Below are 15,275 nucleotides of genomic sequence, written 5' to 3' on the forward strand. Positions count from 1 at the left end.
GGGTACGTTAGCGATAGAGGGATTCGCGGCGATCGCGAAGCAGATCGTTGTAGGGAGTAAGAGCCTTGTTTCGCGCCTCGGCAGGATCGATCTCGACAATATGAAGTTCGGCCTGCTCCCGAGGGGCACGATGCAGAATGGCCCCGCGTGGGGCGACGATCTCGCTGTTCCCGATAAAGGTCAACGGGTCTTTGCCGCCTCGCGCTTCGATCCCGATGCGATTACTCGTGACGGCAAACACTCGATTCTCCCGGCACCGAACCGGCATCGAATCGGGACAATCCGGCAGCACGAGATTCGAGGGATGGCAAATGATCTCGGCTCCCTTGAGGGCCAATGTGCGAGCCGCCTCAGGATAGTACCAATCGAAACAGATCATCACGCCGATTTTAGCCAGGCCGATATCCCACACCTGAAATCCCGTGTCGCCTGGCGCAAAGAATACTGTTTCTTCAAAAAACAGATGGGTCTTGCGATAACAGCCGATAAATCCGGACGGGCCGACCACCACGGCAGAGTTATAGCAGGCAGCCCCGGCGCGCTCCGGAAGACCGGCAACGATCACCATCCGTCGCCGCTTCGCAAGGTCGATCAACCGTTGCGTCGTTGGTCCATCCGGCACGGACTCCGACAGCGTCAGCACTTCTTGTTGCGACACAAACTGATATCCAGAGGCACACAACTCAGGCAACACGATCAGATCGGCATCAGCCCGATCGAGTGTCTCCACAATCGTATCGAGATTGTGCGAGACCTCGCCGAACTCTGGAGCGAACTGAAAATACCCGGCTCGCATGATTGTCATGTCCCCAGAACAGAACGGGCAGGGTCGCCCCTGCCCGTTCGAAGAAAATCTCTGATCGAAACGACTTACTTCACTTCGGACAAATGGGTCACCGCACCTTCGGCATGTTGGGTGGCCACGTCCGCATGACCGGCCTTGCCATGGGCCACGGCTTCCTTGAGATGTTTGACGCCTTCATCCAGATGCGGATTCTTCACACCAGCCGCCTCGGCATGTTTGAGGGCACCCTCGGCATGCTGCACCAGGGCATCGGCATGTCCCTGCTTGCCATGCGCCACAGCTTCCTTGGCATGCTCCACCGCTTCATCCACATGTTTGTTATCGGCAAGGGCCAGCCCACTGAACAACGGGAAGCCAACAAGCGCGGCAACCGCTGCAACGACCAATGCTCCGCGATGAGTTCTCATTTTCATGGATTCCTCCTCAGTGGTTAAGATTCATTCGACGTGCACAAGGGATCCGCAGTATCTTCGACCTTCATCACCTTACACAGCCGGTTTTTGACTGTCAAGAAGCCCTGACTTGCGGATCGACGTTCAAGATATGCTGTAATCCCTTGGCGTCTTTTTCCACCGGGCAGGCAAAATCCCGGCTCCATTCCCACCAGGATCCCGGATAGTTACGCACATTGCGATAGCCCGCGAGCCTGAGAACAAAGTAGAGCCAGGCGGAACGGACGCCGCCGGTGCAATAACAGATGACTGCTTGATCCTGCGAAAGACCTTTGTCGGCTAAGCTCTCCGTGATCGTCAGTAAATCTTTCAGCGTCGCATTCGGTTGAAGAAACCCTGTCCAGGCCAGATGGATCGACGTGGGAATGTGCCCAGGCCGCGGGATCCCCGACACTTCTTTCCCGAGATATTCTTCGAGGCTGCGCGCATCGACGATCACGGTACCCGGATGTGCCTGCTTCACGAGCTGCTTCAATTCGTCTTTCCCGGCAATCACGGCAGCCACCGGCTTGACGGTAAACGTCCCGGGCTTGGGCGTGACACATCCGTGTTCGAACGGACGTTTCTCCTGCACCCACTTGACCCACCCGCCGTCGAGAATGCGCAGCCGCGTATGCCCGAGATATTCCAACATCCAAAACATGCGGCCTTCGTCACCCCAGTTGTCGAAGGGGTTCGAGTAGATCACGACATCGCTGTCCGGACTGATACCCAGCGCGCGAATCTTTTGCTCCATGAACAGGCGATCAGGATTGAGCAACCCCTTCGGCACGGCCTGGGGATCGCTGTACTCATGCCAGGTCGAATGCACGGCGCCTGGAATATGGCCGCCGAATTCATAGGCCGCCCGCCCACGCACGTCGATAATCACCAGGCCTGGTTGTCCCAGGCTCTGCTGGAGAGTTTCAGTATCGATCAACAACGGGTGTGTCATGTCGTTCCTTTTGTGGTGTGAGCTCTCAGCGATCAGCCCTCAGCTCCGGCCTTACAACTTAACCCCTCAGGCTGACGGCTGGTTGCCGAGAGCTGATTGCTCTCACTCAGCGACGCCGCCAGCGCACCGGACAGCGGAAACTCCCGCTCGTACACGACGAATCGATAGGGGTCATTCCCCGTCAGTCCGTATTTAGTCTGCAACATCTCATGCTGCTTATCGCTCAGGATGTGGTACTGCACGCGGGTCTTCACTTTCAAGCCCTCTGCCTGCGCCGGAAGTTGGTACACGAACTGGTATTCTCGGCTGGCCAATGGCAACAGCCGGTTATCATACAACTCCACGATAGCCGGCTGCCAGAGGATCCAGCGGCCCATCGTCGACGTTTGCCGATCGAGCACCTTCCCCTGCTGATCTTCTACCGAAAACTCCACCGTGAAGTAGCGGTCGGGATCGCCCGTCGGAATCTTATGGCCGGCTCCTGCATTGATCAAAGTGAGCGTAAATCCGACGCGATCGCCCGGTTTTGGCGAAACGGTATCGGCCCGTACTTGGATTCCCACCGCCCGCTTCACCATATCGGGATCGTGCCCGCCGCGCCAGAGATGCTGGCGTCCACGCCGGATCGGACCATTCGTCGCCACCGGACGATCGATCTCGGGCATGTGGCAACTCTGGCAAATGAAGCCCCGCTCCTGCATGAAGAACTTGCCTTCGTATTCCGCATAGGTCCCGCAGGGGCCTATGCGATAAAACTGCGCCGGGCCGGACACCACGTTATGGCAACGCTGGCAGACCTGCGTGGTGCGAAAGTTCGGATCGAACTTGGTCGGGTGCGGCGCGGCGGAATCTTCGAACGGGCCATAGATGATGCCGTCCCGCACATGGCACGCCGCGCAGGTGACCGATTCCTTCTGATATTCGGGATCGTAGTGGGGGTTAGGCTCTTGGACCGCCTTCTCCACCCGCCCGCGCGGAATTTCCTTCACCAACGTCGGCTGTTGATTTTCCAACGGGGTATGGCAGTTCAAGCAGACCCAGATATTCTTATCCTTTTTCCAATAGGCCTGAAAGAACGGATCTTCATAGGCATGGGCATGGATACTCGTCTTCCATTCGTCGTAAATCTCGCGGTGGCATTGACCGCAAGACTCGGCCTTCAGGCTCGTCAGCCCCTCCGGAATCTGTTGAAGCGGAATCGCATGGGCATATTCGTCACGCAGCCCGAAAATCACGACCGGTTTCACTTCGGTGTAATACAGATATACAAGCACACCGGCCAGGACGCATCCGAGCAGAATTTTGAGTGGAGTCTTCATGCGGCCAACAAGGCCTGGATATGTCGTTCGACCGACGCGGCCAAGGAGGTCAGATGATACCCGCCTTCGAGCGACGAGAGGATGCGCCCTTGAGCATGGCGCATGGCGATGCCGGCCACGATGCCGGTGAGGTCCGCGTAGCCCTCTTCGGTCAGCCCCATGCTCGCAAGAGGATCGTCCCGATGCGCATCGAAGCCGGCGGAGATGATCACGAATTCCGGCTTGAAGGCATCGGCCGCCGGCACCAACGATTTCTGAAAGACGGCACGATACTCCTCATCGCCCTCACCCGCTTCCATCGGCACATTGATCGTAAACCCTTCTCCTGCCCCTCTGCCACGCTCCGTCGCGCGGCCCGTGCCTGGATAGTGCGGATACTGATGCGTGCTGAAGAACAGCACGGAGGGATCGGCTTCGAAGCTATGTTGCGTGCCGTTGCCATGGTGCACGTCCCAATCGACAATTAGTATGCGCGAGAGGCCATGCTTTTTCTGCACATAGCGTGCAGCAATCGCCACATTGTTGAAGAGACAGAAGCCCATCGCGCGCCCAGCTTCGGCATGATGCCCGGGTGGTCGCACGGCACAGAAGACATGATCCGCGTCTTTAGACATGATCGCATCGACAGCAGCCAAGGCCCCACCGGCGGCCAGATAGGCGGCAGTCAACGAACCGGGGGACATGGAGGTATCGGGATCGAGCGAGACCCGCCCATTGGCCGGTGCGTGAGACTTGAGCATCGCAAGATACGACGGTTCGTGGATCTGCGTGATCCATTCGTCTTCAGCTGCTCGCGGTTCAATCCTGGCCAGCCGAGCCGCCGTGCCGCCCTGCTCCAGCCACTGCATGATGGCTCGTAGCCGATCGGGCGACTCAGGATGTCCTGCGCCCATGTCATGGCCGAGATATGCCGGATGGTACACAAGACCTGTCTTACCCATACATGCTCCAGCTTACTTATCCAGCAGGACGCTCAAAATGGCTGCTCAGCAAGGCCGCAACGAGCGAAATGCCGAGGCGTACTACTCAGTACGTTGAGGCATTGAGCGACGCGAGAACGAAGCTGGCAGACTTTTTCAGCGTCCTGCGGAATCGTAGCATGCAGGAAAGCGCATAGACAACGAGCGCCCGCCGCTGCTATCGTCACGCATACCTGGAGGAAGACATGGCAAATCGCCGCATCGAACCGCTCAAAAAAGTCTTGGCCATTGATCCGAACGACGAGGTGGCCTGGTTTGGTCTCGGGAAAGCCTACATGGAAGACGAGAACTTCGAAGAAGCAGCCAAGGCCCTGCAACAATGCGTCATCGTGAAGCCCACCTACTCAGCCGCCTACTATGCCCTGGCCCAATCGCTACATAAGCTCGGTCGCATCGAGGAATGCCGAACCGTTTGCGCAACCGCCATCGATGTGTCCACGAAAAACGGCGACATGATGGTGACGAAAAATCTCGAACTGCTCACAAGCTCGCTGCCTGCCTAAAATTGACATTCCCCTGATTGGCCTTACACCTTCCCAGGATTGGAGCCGAATCGGGATGACTGGCTCGTCATCCTGCTAGACCGGCTCTGCGTCGTCATCATCGTCGTCATCATCATCGGATGAGAGGCCGAGGGCTTCTGGTTGGCGCTTGGCAATTTCCTCGTACACTTCATCGAGCCAGCGGCTGGCACAGCCAAGAATCTCCCTGACTAACGGTTCCGGTTGGGCCGTGCGTTTGATGGTCCATTGGCACACATATTCCAGCAGCACATCCCGTTCGAACCGCTCCGACGATTCCGTCGCCAGCGCGGTCATTTCGCCCAGCCCAGTTTTGAGAATATCCGCCACCATGTCGCGCCCGTAGGACGTGCTGGCAGTGACATATTGAACTGCCCGATTGAGTTCCTGGTCGGTCATGAAGTCTCCCGTTACGCCTGGCGCATCATACCGAGAATGCGATCACGAGGGAAGATTCCCCTGCTCTCAGGCGAGAGAAAATTTATCCAGCCACGGAGGCGAGAATGGTATGATCCTGGCCTGGCAAGCTCGCATATAAGACTGACCAGACTGCGGGAAATCTCAGCTTTTTTCGCGATGCCCTGTTGCGAAATTATGCAGGGGAATAGTGCCAGAAGAATCAGCAGGATGCTCAAAAAGGCTGTCCCGCAAGGCCGCAGGCGATTCGAAACCGGAGGCGTAGCCTCTGGCTACGTTGAGGATTTCGATGAGCCGAGAACGATGCTGGCGGACTTTTTCAGCATCCTGTTTAAATCGAGACGAAGGAGATACGACCAATGCCTGTGAAGATGAACCGAAAGACTGCCAAACCCCGTAAGACCTCCCCTCTAAAAAAACAGAGCCGCGCCCATTCCGAGCGCTGGGATCTCTCACACTTGGCAAAGGAGCCGGTCAAGAAATTCGATACCCTGTTGGCAGAGATCGAGGCCAAGGTCGCACAATTCGAAGCGGCTCGGACCCAACTCAACCCGACCATGGCCACCTCCATCTTCCATCCACTCTTGACGCTGAGCGAAGAGATCGCGGCTGCCTCGTCCCGGCTCAGCGCCTATGCCTATCTCTGGTTTTCCGAAAATACGAAAGATCTCGCCGCTCGTTCGTTTAAGACCAAAGTCGAAGAACAGCTCACCGCACTCCAAAACCGACTGGTGTTCTTCGACCTCTGGTGGCAGAGCGTCGATGAGGAGAATGCGAGCCGGCTCATGACCGGAATCGGCTCGCTCCGGTATCACCTCGAAACCATTCGCCGGTTTCAGCCCCATACGCTGTCCGAACCGGAAGAGAAGATCGTCAACATCAAGAACATCACAGGCCGCAGCGCCGTGCATTCACTTTACGATGTCGTGACGAACGCCTTCACCTTCACGCTCACCGTCAACGGCAAGCGGAAAACAATGACGCGCGAGGAACTGACGGCTTATCTCCGCCATGCGCAAGGCCGGCTACGTGAGGCCGCCTACCGGGAGCTGTACCGCGTCTATGCCGATCAGCACGATCTCCTGGGTGAAATCTACAAAGCGTTGGTCAACGACTGGAAAGCGGAGAATCTGCAGCTCCGCCGATTCGCCTCGCCGATTGCCACCCGCAATCTTGGCAACGACATTCCCGATGCAGCCGTGGCGTCGCTCCTGAAAGTCTGTCAAAAAAATGCGGGTATCTTTCAGTGCTACTTCCGTATTAAGGCTCGCCTCTGCAAGATCACACCGATGAGCCGTTATCACATCTATGCCCCACATCGTACAGAACAAAAATCCTATCGCTATCAGGATGCCATCAAGATGGTGCTAGATGCGTACCGGGGATTCTCACCGCAATTAGCCGACTTGGCGGAGCGAGTGGTGCAGGAGCGCCATATCGATGCACGGGCGAGGCCCGGGAAAATCGGCGGCGCCTATTGTTACAGCGTCGTCCCGGGCATGACCCCCTATGTGCTGCTCAACTTCACCGGCGAGGCGCGCGATATCGCGACAATGGCCCATGAGCTCGGCCATGCCGTCCACGGCATGCTGGCGCAACATCATTCCATGTTTACCTTCCATTCCACCCTCCCCCTGGCGGAAACCGCCTCGGTATTTGGAGAGCGCATCCTATCCGATGCCCTCATGACCCAGGAACGGGACAAGAGGGTGCGGCAGGGACTCCTACTCAACCAACTGGACGACATCTATGCCACGGTCCTCCGGCAGGCCTATTTCGTTCAATTTGAAAATCAGGCCCATGACATGATCGCCCAGGGCGCGACCGTGAAGGATCTGGCCAAGACCTATCTGGCCGAAGTGCGGCAGCAGTTTGGGAAGGGAATTAAGGTCCCGGATGAGTTCCAATGGGAATGGCTGACCATTCCCCACATCTTTGCCAGCCCCTTTTATTGTTACGCATACAGCTTCGGCAACTTGCTCGTGCTCGCCCTCTATCGGATGTATCAAAAAGAGGGAGCCACATTTGTCCCCAAATATCTCGAGCTGTTGAGCACGGGCGGATCGGAATCGCCGCAGGCCATCCTGTCCAAAGTCGGCGTCGATATGTCGTCTGAAGAATTTTGGCAATCGGGGTTCGACACGATCCGCGAGATGGTCGATCAGCTGGAGCAGACGCTCTAAAACAATAGACTTCACAACGCCTTAGCAGGCTACTCCTACAGCAAACCCTCTATACGCCCCTCCTCTCTTGACAGAAAGAGAGGAGGGGCGTATTATTCACTCAGTTGATAACGGTTATCATAATCGTTACTGACCAGAGAGAGTCCTACTGGCCGATAAGGAGTACAACCCATGTACCTCTGCCTCTGTAAGGGAATCACCGATTCGGATGTCCGTGAAGCCGGACGGAACGGCATCGTCATGCCCTGCCAGCTCAAAGCGAAGTTTGGCCTCAAAGAGGCGGGCTGTTGTGGTCGCTGCTCAAAGAATATCCACGAGTATGTGCAGATCGCGACGAGTGCCTGCCAAACGCCTTCCCCCAACGCGGTACGGAACTAGACAGGACCAAGCTTCCGCCCCTCTACGCCACAAGACCGTTCGACACCTCGTCAACTCGTGATCAAAGTGAAGCGCCATGTCCTCAGGACGCATTCGGCGAGAGCAGAAACTCGAAATCGGACCTGCTCAAGACCCCTTGCCCTGAGCCACGCACCACACCACGCATCACTGCATCGTACAGATCGAGCTTCCGCTGCTTGAGCGCCATCATCTTTTCCTCAATGCTATGACGCATGAGAATCCGCACGATCGAAACCGTCCGCTGCTGTCCGATACGGTGCGCGCGATCCGACGCCTGGTTTTCCACCGCCGGATTCCACCAGGGGTCCAGATGGAACACATAACTCGCTTTGGTGAGATTCAGCCCCTGCCCCCCCGCCTTGAGACTGAGGAGAAACACGCCAGGCTGTTTGCCGCCTTGAAACGCCGCCACGCGAGTTTTGCGCGCGGTGGCCACCGTGGAGCCATCCAACCGGTGATACGGCAGCCCGTGCCGGACACAGGATTCCTCCACCAGATCGAGAAAGCTGGTGAACTGGGAAAACACCAGCGCACTGTGCCCCTCGTCCAGCAATACCTGTAATCGCTCTATCAAGAAACTGATTTTTGGAGAGGACTCATCGTCCCGGTTCGTCAGCAAGCGAGGCGAGAGGCAGACCTGGCGGAGCTTGAGGATCGCCGTCAGCGCGATGAACTGCGCCTGGCCTGACGTCTTCGTCCGGTAGGCCTCGTCGATCGTGGTGCGGACCTGAGCGACCGTCTGCTGGTACAAGGCCTTTTGCCGATCGGTCAAGTCGAGGAACACCTCGCTCTCGATCTTCGGCGGCAAGTCGTGAAGCACCTCTGCCTTGGTCCGCCGCAAGATGAAGGGCTTAGTCCGGCGAAGCAACTGCTCCAATGCCGCACCCTGAACACGTTTGAGACCGGCCTTGAACCGACTATACTCGCCGAGCAATCCAGGCATGCAGAGATCGATCACAGAAAAGTACTCACCGAGATGGTTTTCGAGCGGGGTGCCGGTCAGCGAGATTTTAAATCGTCCGGCGAGACGGCGGGCGGCGCTCGTCGTATCGGCCTGAATATTCTTCACGGCCTGTGCCTCGTCGAACACGATGACATGGAAGGCCATGCGCTCCAATCGTTCGATGTCCCGGCGAATCAGCCCATAGGTCGTGATGACGACCTCGCCATCCTTGGCATCGAACGTCCGCTCACTGCCGCTATAGACATGGACAGTTAATCCTGGCGCAAAACGTGCCAGCTCCTGCTCCCAGTTGAAGAGCAGACTCGTCGGCACGACAACCAGATGGGGGCCCTTCACTCCCGCCGCCGCCTTGATGTGCCCGTCCTGAATGGCAGCCAGAAGGCAGATCGCCTGAAGCGTCTTGCCCAGCCCCATGTCATCGGCCAAGCAGGCGCCGAAACGATGTTCGTAGAGAAAGGCGAGCCAGGCATACCCATCCCGTTGATAGGGGCGAAGCGTGGCTTGCACACCCTCCGGCAGAGGGCGTGCGGCAATCTGCGTAAATCCCATGAGACGCGCCAGCACGGCCTCGTCTTCGGCAGGCAACGAGACCGTAATCCCCTGCTCCCGCAATGCCAGCCAGTCGAGGATCTGCAGGCGCGGCACATGCACAATCTTCGTAGCGCCTTGATCCGACAGCGCCTCGCCGGTCAGGGCGAGGATCGCACGCAGCCGTTCGATCGTCTGGCGATCCAGCACCCGCAACCCGCCTTCGGCATCGATCAACCCGCCCTGCAGGAAAGCCGCCCGCCATTCCGATTCGTCCAGCACCACGCCGTTGCACCGGATTTCAGGACGGATTTCAAACCAGTCGATGCCACTCCCTTCAGGCTCGATATGCTCGACCTGGGCGGAACAATCCCACTGAGCAGGCTTGATGGGCTTATCCTGATACAGTAATTCGACCCCGGCGGTTGTCAGTCTGTCCAGGAGAGCCGGCAACCCTTGGAACAACTGCGGCCCATCGATCGTCATCTCATCGTAGCGCGGCATGCCTCGAAAGACCTCCGGGCCGAATACCTCGAAAGGGATCCTGTACAGCTGCGCCTCGCGGGCCTTGTCCACCGGCTGCAGTTCCCATCGCCCTGCGTGAACCTGTAGCCGCACGACTGTCCTGGCATAACCGGAGAGATGCTGACTGAGCCACTGTGCCCCCTCGTCGCTGACGGCGCGTGGCCAACCGTCCAGGCCGAGGGCCATTTTGATACGTTGGTCTCGCGCCTTGGCCTCACGCACAGAAAGCAGGCTAAAGAAGGTCTCGTACATCAGGGCTTTTCGTTTGGATGTGCGTAACGCGCCGGACAGGGCCAGGCCCTGTCCCAGCGCCGAGAGGCACCCGAACGTTGCGTGGCTCGGAGCAAACCGGAAATCGCCGCGACGACATTGCACCTGCAACGTCCATGAGGTCGATGGATGGCCTTCAGTGCCGGACGGAGGATTCAGAATCAGGGCATACGAATGCGCATCATCCGCAGGCGGAAGCTCAGGCCGATGGACCGACAGATCCTGGCCCTCCACTTTCAGCCGCAGATCGCGCACGATCCGATTGATCTGTTTATATGTCACATCGATTTGTGCGGGCTGAAACTCCTCCAGCGACAGCGTGAATTCCGTATCCTCGTCCGCTCTTTGCGATCGCCCGTACCCGGACTCATCTGATGACGGCACCGCACGCGCCCCCTCCTCAAGATCGGCATAGGGATCGACAAACGGCTCACCCCCCTTGAAACGTTGCCGCAAAGAGCGGAACAACGCCCAACCCTGCTCGTCTTTCAAATAGAGAAGCCGCCCGCCATTCACATCGGCCACAAACGTCCTGAAGCGGACGATCCGCTCAAGGGGGATCTCATCGGCAAGACAGACGGCGCGGACCCGGATCTTGGCGCCCGCGAGATCGATCTCCGTCTTACTCCGACACTTGACCGACTGGCTCCATTGAAGCGGGATCGATTCCTCACCAGAGACCAACAGGATTGGATAGGGACTGTCGTGAACTCTGAGATAGTGGAGCAAGGGGTCTTCCCCGAACCCGGACATGTGCCGGGACACACTGAGAAGAGGACGCAGGTCGGATGGAATGTCAGAGCCCCATTCCCCGGAAAGTGGCACCCCATGTTTCTGGATCAGAAGCTGCGGAGGCAGATGGCTGGTATCAATGACGATCTCATAGGCCGATTCCTTGCGGGCCGCTCCGGTGGAAGCCGGCTTGAACGTCCGGACCGGCTCCGTGATGTTGCCGAGCAATTCGGCCTGGAGCCCAAGCAGCTCACTGTGATGCCCTCCCGGCAATCTGAATAGCTGCGGGGAGAGCACATGCTTGGTCGTGAAATAGGCGCACAACACATGTTTGCACAACCAGCCGGGGTCCCAGGCCGGGCAATCGCAGGAGGCCGACAAGAACCCGTCGACGATGGAGAAGACGACCTCGTAGAGTCTGGTCCCTTCCACCTGCGCCGTCAGCGTTGTGCGGTCATGGCTCCAGACATAATGCTGAAGCCGCTGCTCTTGATAATAGTCGTATCCCTTGAGGACAGAGGCCTTCGGAGCCATCGTATAGACCGCATTCGCCGATATGGCGCGAAAGGCGGCCAGGAGCGCAAATGATTCGGGGGTAGGGCGCGGAAGGACAATCCCCTGTTCAGACATGGGACGATCCCCCTGCCCGCGACGGGATGAGGTCTTTTTCCGCATAGTGCATCACTATAAGGGGGAGAGAGGAGCGGCATCAAGGCACGAAAACGGAAGACGACTCGATCTGCAATCTATCGGACGCCCTCGTACGTCCGGCCGCTCGCCGTTCGAAACAGGGAGTGGGAGCCATACGGAAGATTCTACTTGGCTGAACCGGCCTTGAATCTCGCCGCGACTTCGGCCACACGCCGGCCCAAAACCTTGGCGTCGGCCAATTCCTTATTGTCGATGCCTGGGCTGTCGCCCTCCGTGGTGGCAGAGGCGCCGAAAGCCCCGCCTCCGCTGACAACAATCATCTGGTTGCCCAACATCGCGGCAAGGATCGTCAGCATCGTCACTTCCTTCCCGCTGGACACCTGCCCACCCGTGGCAAAGGCTGCGCCGACCTTGTTCTTCATTTTAAACTCAGGAAACACCCCGAATTTAAACTGCCAGTTATCGAAGAAGGTCTTCACCTCACCAGACATATTCGACCAATAGACCGGCGAACCAACCACGACCGCATCGGCGGAGAACAGCTCATCCGCCGTCACCTGGCCGACGCGTTTGAGCAGCACCTCCGTGCCGGGAACGCTCTTCGCACCCTCAACCACCGCCTCAGCCATGCGTTCGGTATTGCCGGAATGTGAATGGTAGGTGACGAGCACCTTCACCGGAGAAGCCGGCTCTTCGGCGAAGGCCTCACCGGATCCGATGCCCGGTATCAACAGAAGGAGACAGAGGAATAGAGTGCTATTCAAGCGGGGTCGTGAACCGGAGGGAAACTTGGAACGCATCGACGTACAGCGAGCAGAACAGGGCGCGCAGAATTGGCGCCTGATCAACGCCGGACGATTTCCTCTTCCATCCGCTCTTCGACGGAAACGTCCGTCAATGCCCCACGATAGTCGCACTTGTGGCAGCGAACACGCCATGCTTCGATCCATTTTTCCTGCACATACGACTGCCTGCAGGTTGGACAGACAAACACACCCTTGACGTAATGGACTTTTCGTACCTCTTTCATGCGCCCCTCCCTTGCATAAGCTGGCCGAGGATGCCATAGCCAACCGCGCGATTGCAAGATGCCCCCAGCCGCCAGAGGCCCCAAGACAGGGCTACCGGCTTGACTCACTCCTGCCTCGCCGATAGGATGCTCCGATGCAACAACTACGGCTACTGACGCTGCTATTCACCCTCTTCCTCCCCTTCCCCGGCTCAACCCAAGCAGGGACTGATCCGGTGATACCAGGGCTCATCCCGATTACCATCCCAGGGGGCATCATTATCCATGCGGAGTTAGCCGACACGCCCCAAAAGCGCGCCGAAGGATTGATGTACCGGGAACACCTCGGCGCCGATCGCGGCATGCTCTTTACGTTCTTACAGGCGCAGCCCTGGACCTTCTGGATGAAGAACACCAAGATCCCGCTCGATATTATTTGGATGAACGAAAAGAAACAGATCGTCCACATCGAGCAGAATGTCCCGATCTGCACGAGAACGGACGACAGTTGCCCGCAATATCGTCCGAATGACGAGTCGCTCTATGTGCTGGAACTCGCAGGGGGCCGGGCAGAGAGTTTGAAGTTGCAGCGGGGATCGAAGCTTCAGTTCAAGGTCCCATAGCGGACGAAACGGGTCTATCTGGTTCCTCAAGTCTGTCTAGTCTGTCTGGTTAGTCTCATGCAACCAAACAAACCAGATAGACCGAATAGACCATCTGAACAAGACAGACGCTTACGATCGCTCCTGCCAAGCCCTCATGCGTCTAGCCGTAATCACCCCATCGACCCGCTCAACCGCTTTCAGCACCTGATCGAGATGCTGGGTGCCTGAGACCTCCACGACGAAATCCAGCACGGCTTTCTGATCCTCTCGCGTCGTAATCTCGGCGCGGCTGATGTTGGCATGACATTCCGCAATCGCGGAAGACACATTTGCCAGCACACCGGTCTTATCGACGGCCACAATGGACATTTTCACCGAATGCGTGCCCGGCGTGGCCGAGTCCCACTCCACTTCCACCAGCCGTTCCTTATCGTAGTCCAACGCCACAAGGTTCGGACAGTCGACGGCATGGATCGTCAGCCCGCGTCCTCGAGTGATATAGCCGAGGATGCGATCGCCTGGCACGGGATGACAACAGCGCGACAACTGCATCAACAGATCGCGAGACCCCTTGACCTGCACGCCAGTGTCGTCGCTCTTTCCTCCCACGGCCTTGTGCGCAACGGGACGCTCCTGAACCGGCGCCTGCGCTCCGGCAGGAGGCGCCGTGAGTTTACCAATGACCTGCGATGTCGCCAGGCTGCCGAAGCCCACGGCAGCGGTCAACTCCTCGGTACTCTCGAAGCCAGACTGACGAGCCACTTCCAACAGCTCCGCCGATTTGAACATCTGAGCCGGGGCCATCCCCTGACGGCGGAATTCAGACTCCAGCAAGCGACGGCCGATCTCAACGCTCCGCTTCTGCTCTTCGAGCTTGATCCAATGTTTGATTTTGGTCTTCGCGCGCGAAGTGCGGACAAACTTCAGCCAGTCCTTGTGCGGCGTTTGCGTCGGTGACGTCAGAATCTCGACCATATCTCCGCTGGCCAGTTCATGCTTGAGGGGCACGATCTTTCCGTCCACCTTGGCGCCGACACAATGGTCTCCGACTTCGGTGTGAATCGCGAACGCAAAATCGACAGGCGTCGATCCTTTCGGTAATTCCTTCACGATCCCTTTTGGCGTGAACACATAGACCACATCGTGGAAGAGATCGAGTTTCACCGAATCCATGAACTGCCGGTTATCCGCCAAGTCTTCGTGCCATTCGACGAACTGGTGGAGCCAGCCGAAGGCCTTGCTGTCGCGATCGGCAACCTGCCCCTGTTCCTTATATTTCCAATGTGCGGCGATGCCATGTTCGGCGATACGATGCATGTCTTCCGTGCGGATCTGGAATTCGACGTGCTCTCCCTTCGGACCGACCACCGTCGTATGCAGGGACTGATAGAGGTTGGACTTCGGAATCGCGATGTAGTCTTTGAAACGCCCCGGCACAGGCCGCCAGAGCGAGTGGATCACCCCGAGGACGGCATAGCAGTTCATCTTGAGATCCGTCACGATCCGCAGCGCCGTCAAGTCGTAGACCTCTTCGAACGTAATCGACTGTTTACTCATCTTTTGGTAGATGCCGTACAGATGTTTGGGACGACCATAGACCTGTCCGGCTAATCCATTCTCTTGCAACGCCTGTTGCATCAGGTGGCCGACTTCCTCAATGTATTGCTGCCGATCCTCGTCCCGTTTCGCCACACGAATACGTAACGTCTCGTACACTTCCGGCTTCAGATGCTTGAGGCAGAGATCCTCCAGCTCGTTCTTGATCCACCCGATCCCAAGGCGGTTCGCCAGCGGCGCATAGATCTCCAACGTCTCCTGAGCGATCTCCTTCCGCTTGGGTGGGCTGAGATGTTCCAAGGTGCGCATGTTGTGGAGCCGGTCGGCGAGCTTGATCAGGACGACCCGGATGTCGTCCGCCATCGAGAGCAGCATTTTGCGGAAATTTTCCGCCTGCTTTTCTTCATAGCTCCGAAACGTGATC

General features: G+C 57.8%; 14 protein-coding genes. 4 read left to right on the forward strand and 10 right to left on the reverse strand.

Translation table 11 applies throughout. The features are described from left to right. Positions 1–7: 7 nt before the first annotated feature. The 5 genes from Q7U76_18600 to Q7U76_18620 all read right to left on the reverse strand — a co-directional run bounded on the left by Q7U76_18600 (position 8) and on the right by Q7U76_18620 (position 4,451). Complete coding sequence (locus tag Q7U76_18600; protein ID MDO8358394.1) at positions 8–796, reverse strand: nitrilase-related carbon-nitrogen hydrolase; 789 nt, start codon at positions 794–796, stop codon at positions 8–10. A 74-nt stretch (positions 797–870) separates the two neighbouring features. Beyond that, entirely contained in the window at positions 871–1,218 is a 348-nt protein-coding gene (smbP, locus tag Q7U76_18605) for a small metal-binding protein SmbP (protein ID MDO8358395.1), read from the reverse strand. Between the two features lie 94 nt (positions 1,219–1,312). After that, a complete protein-coding gene (locus Q7U76_18610; protein ID MDO8358396.1) occupies positions 1,313–2,191 on the reverse strand; it encodes a sulfurtransferase in 879 nt (292 codons plus the stop codon). Between the two features lie 32 nt (positions 2,192–2,223). Further along, positions 2,224–3,510, reverse strand: coding sequence for a hypothetical protein (locus tag Q7U76_18615; protein MDO8358397.1), 1,287 nt, complete (start codon positions 3,508–3,510; stop codon positions 2,224–2,226). After that, on the reverse strand, positions 3,507–4,451 hold the full coding sequence (locus Q7U76_18620; GenBank protein ID MDO8358398.1) for a histone deacetylase: 945 nt from the start codon (positions 4,449–4,451) through the stop codon (positions 3,507–3,509). Before Q7U76_18620 ends, Q7U76_18615 begins: the two co-directional genes overlap by 4 nt. A gap of 224 nt (positions 4,452–4,675) precedes the next feature. Between Q7U76_18620 and Q7U76_18625 the strand changes: the two genes are divergently transcribed. Further along, entirely contained in the window at positions 4,676–4,993 is a 318-nt protein-coding gene (locus tag Q7U76_18625) for a tetratricopeptide repeat protein (protein MDO8358399.1), read from the forward strand. Between the two features lie 75 nt (positions 4,994–5,068). Here Q7U76_18625 and Q7U76_18630 read toward each other — a convergent pair whose 3' ends face one another. Further along, entirely contained in the window at positions 5,069–5,410 is a 342-nt protein-coding gene (locus Q7U76_18630; protein MDO8358400.1) for a hypothetical protein, read from the reverse strand. 377 nt (positions 5,411–5,787) lie between these two features. Between Q7U76_18630 and Q7U76_18635 the strand changes: the two genes are divergently transcribed. Then, positions 5,788–7,611 carry a M3 family oligoendopeptidase gene (locus tag Q7U76_18635; protein ID MDO8358401.1) on the forward strand — a complete coding sequence of 608 codons (1,824 nt, stop codon included), beginning with the start codon at positions 5,788–5,790 and terminating at the stop codon, positions 7,609–7,611. Between the two features lie 171 nt (positions 7,612–7,782). Beyond that, positions 7,783–7,989: a (2Fe-2S)-binding protein gene (locus tag Q7U76_18640; GenBank protein MDO8358402.1), complete on the forward strand. Its 207-nt coding sequence runs from the start codon at positions 7,783–7,785 to the stop codon at positions 7,987–7,989. Positions 7,990–8,071: 82 nt separating this feature from the next. On the opposite strand, the gene Q7U76_18645 is transcribed toward Q7U76_18640, so the two are convergent. The 3 genes from Q7U76_18645 to Q7U76_18655 form a co-directional block, all read right to left on the reverse strand. Beyond that, positions 8,072–11,659, reverse strand: a complete 3,588-nt coding sequence (locus tag Q7U76_18645) for a DEAD/DEAH box helicase (GenBank protein MDO8358403.1) — start codon at positions 11,657–11,659, stop codon at positions 8,072–8,074. 185 nt (positions 11,660–11,844) lie between these two features. Next, entirely contained in the window at positions 11,845–12,480 is a 636-nt protein-coding gene (locus Q7U76_18650; GenBank protein MDO8358404.1) for an NAD(P)H-dependent oxidoreductase, read from the reverse strand. 44 nt (positions 12,481–12,524) lie between these two features. Then, entirely contained in the window at positions 12,525–12,710 is a 186-nt protein-coding gene (locus Q7U76_18655) for a hypothetical protein (protein MDO8358405.1), read from the reverse strand. A gap of 134 nt (positions 12,711–12,844) precedes the next feature. Between Q7U76_18655 and Q7U76_18660 the strand changes: the two genes are divergently transcribed. Next, positions 12,845–13,312, forward strand: coding sequence for a DUF192 domain-containing protein (locus tag Q7U76_18660; GenBank protein ID MDO8358406.1), 468 nt, complete (start codon positions 12,845–12,847; stop codon positions 13,310–13,312). A gap of 111 nt (positions 13,313–13,423) precedes the next feature. Here Q7U76_18660 and Q7U76_18665 read toward each other — a convergent pair. Further along, a partial coding sequence (locus Q7U76_18665) for a bifunctional (p)ppGpp synthetase/guanosine-3',5'-bis(diphosphate) 3'-pyrophosphohydrolase (protein MDO8358407.1) occupies positions 13,424–15,275 on the reverse strand: 1,852 nt, incomplete at its 5' end.

This window comes from Nitrospirota bacterium (assembly GCA_030645475.1).
Lineage (GTDB): Bacteria > Nitrospirota > Nitrospiria > Nitrospirales > Nitrospiraceae > Palsa-1315.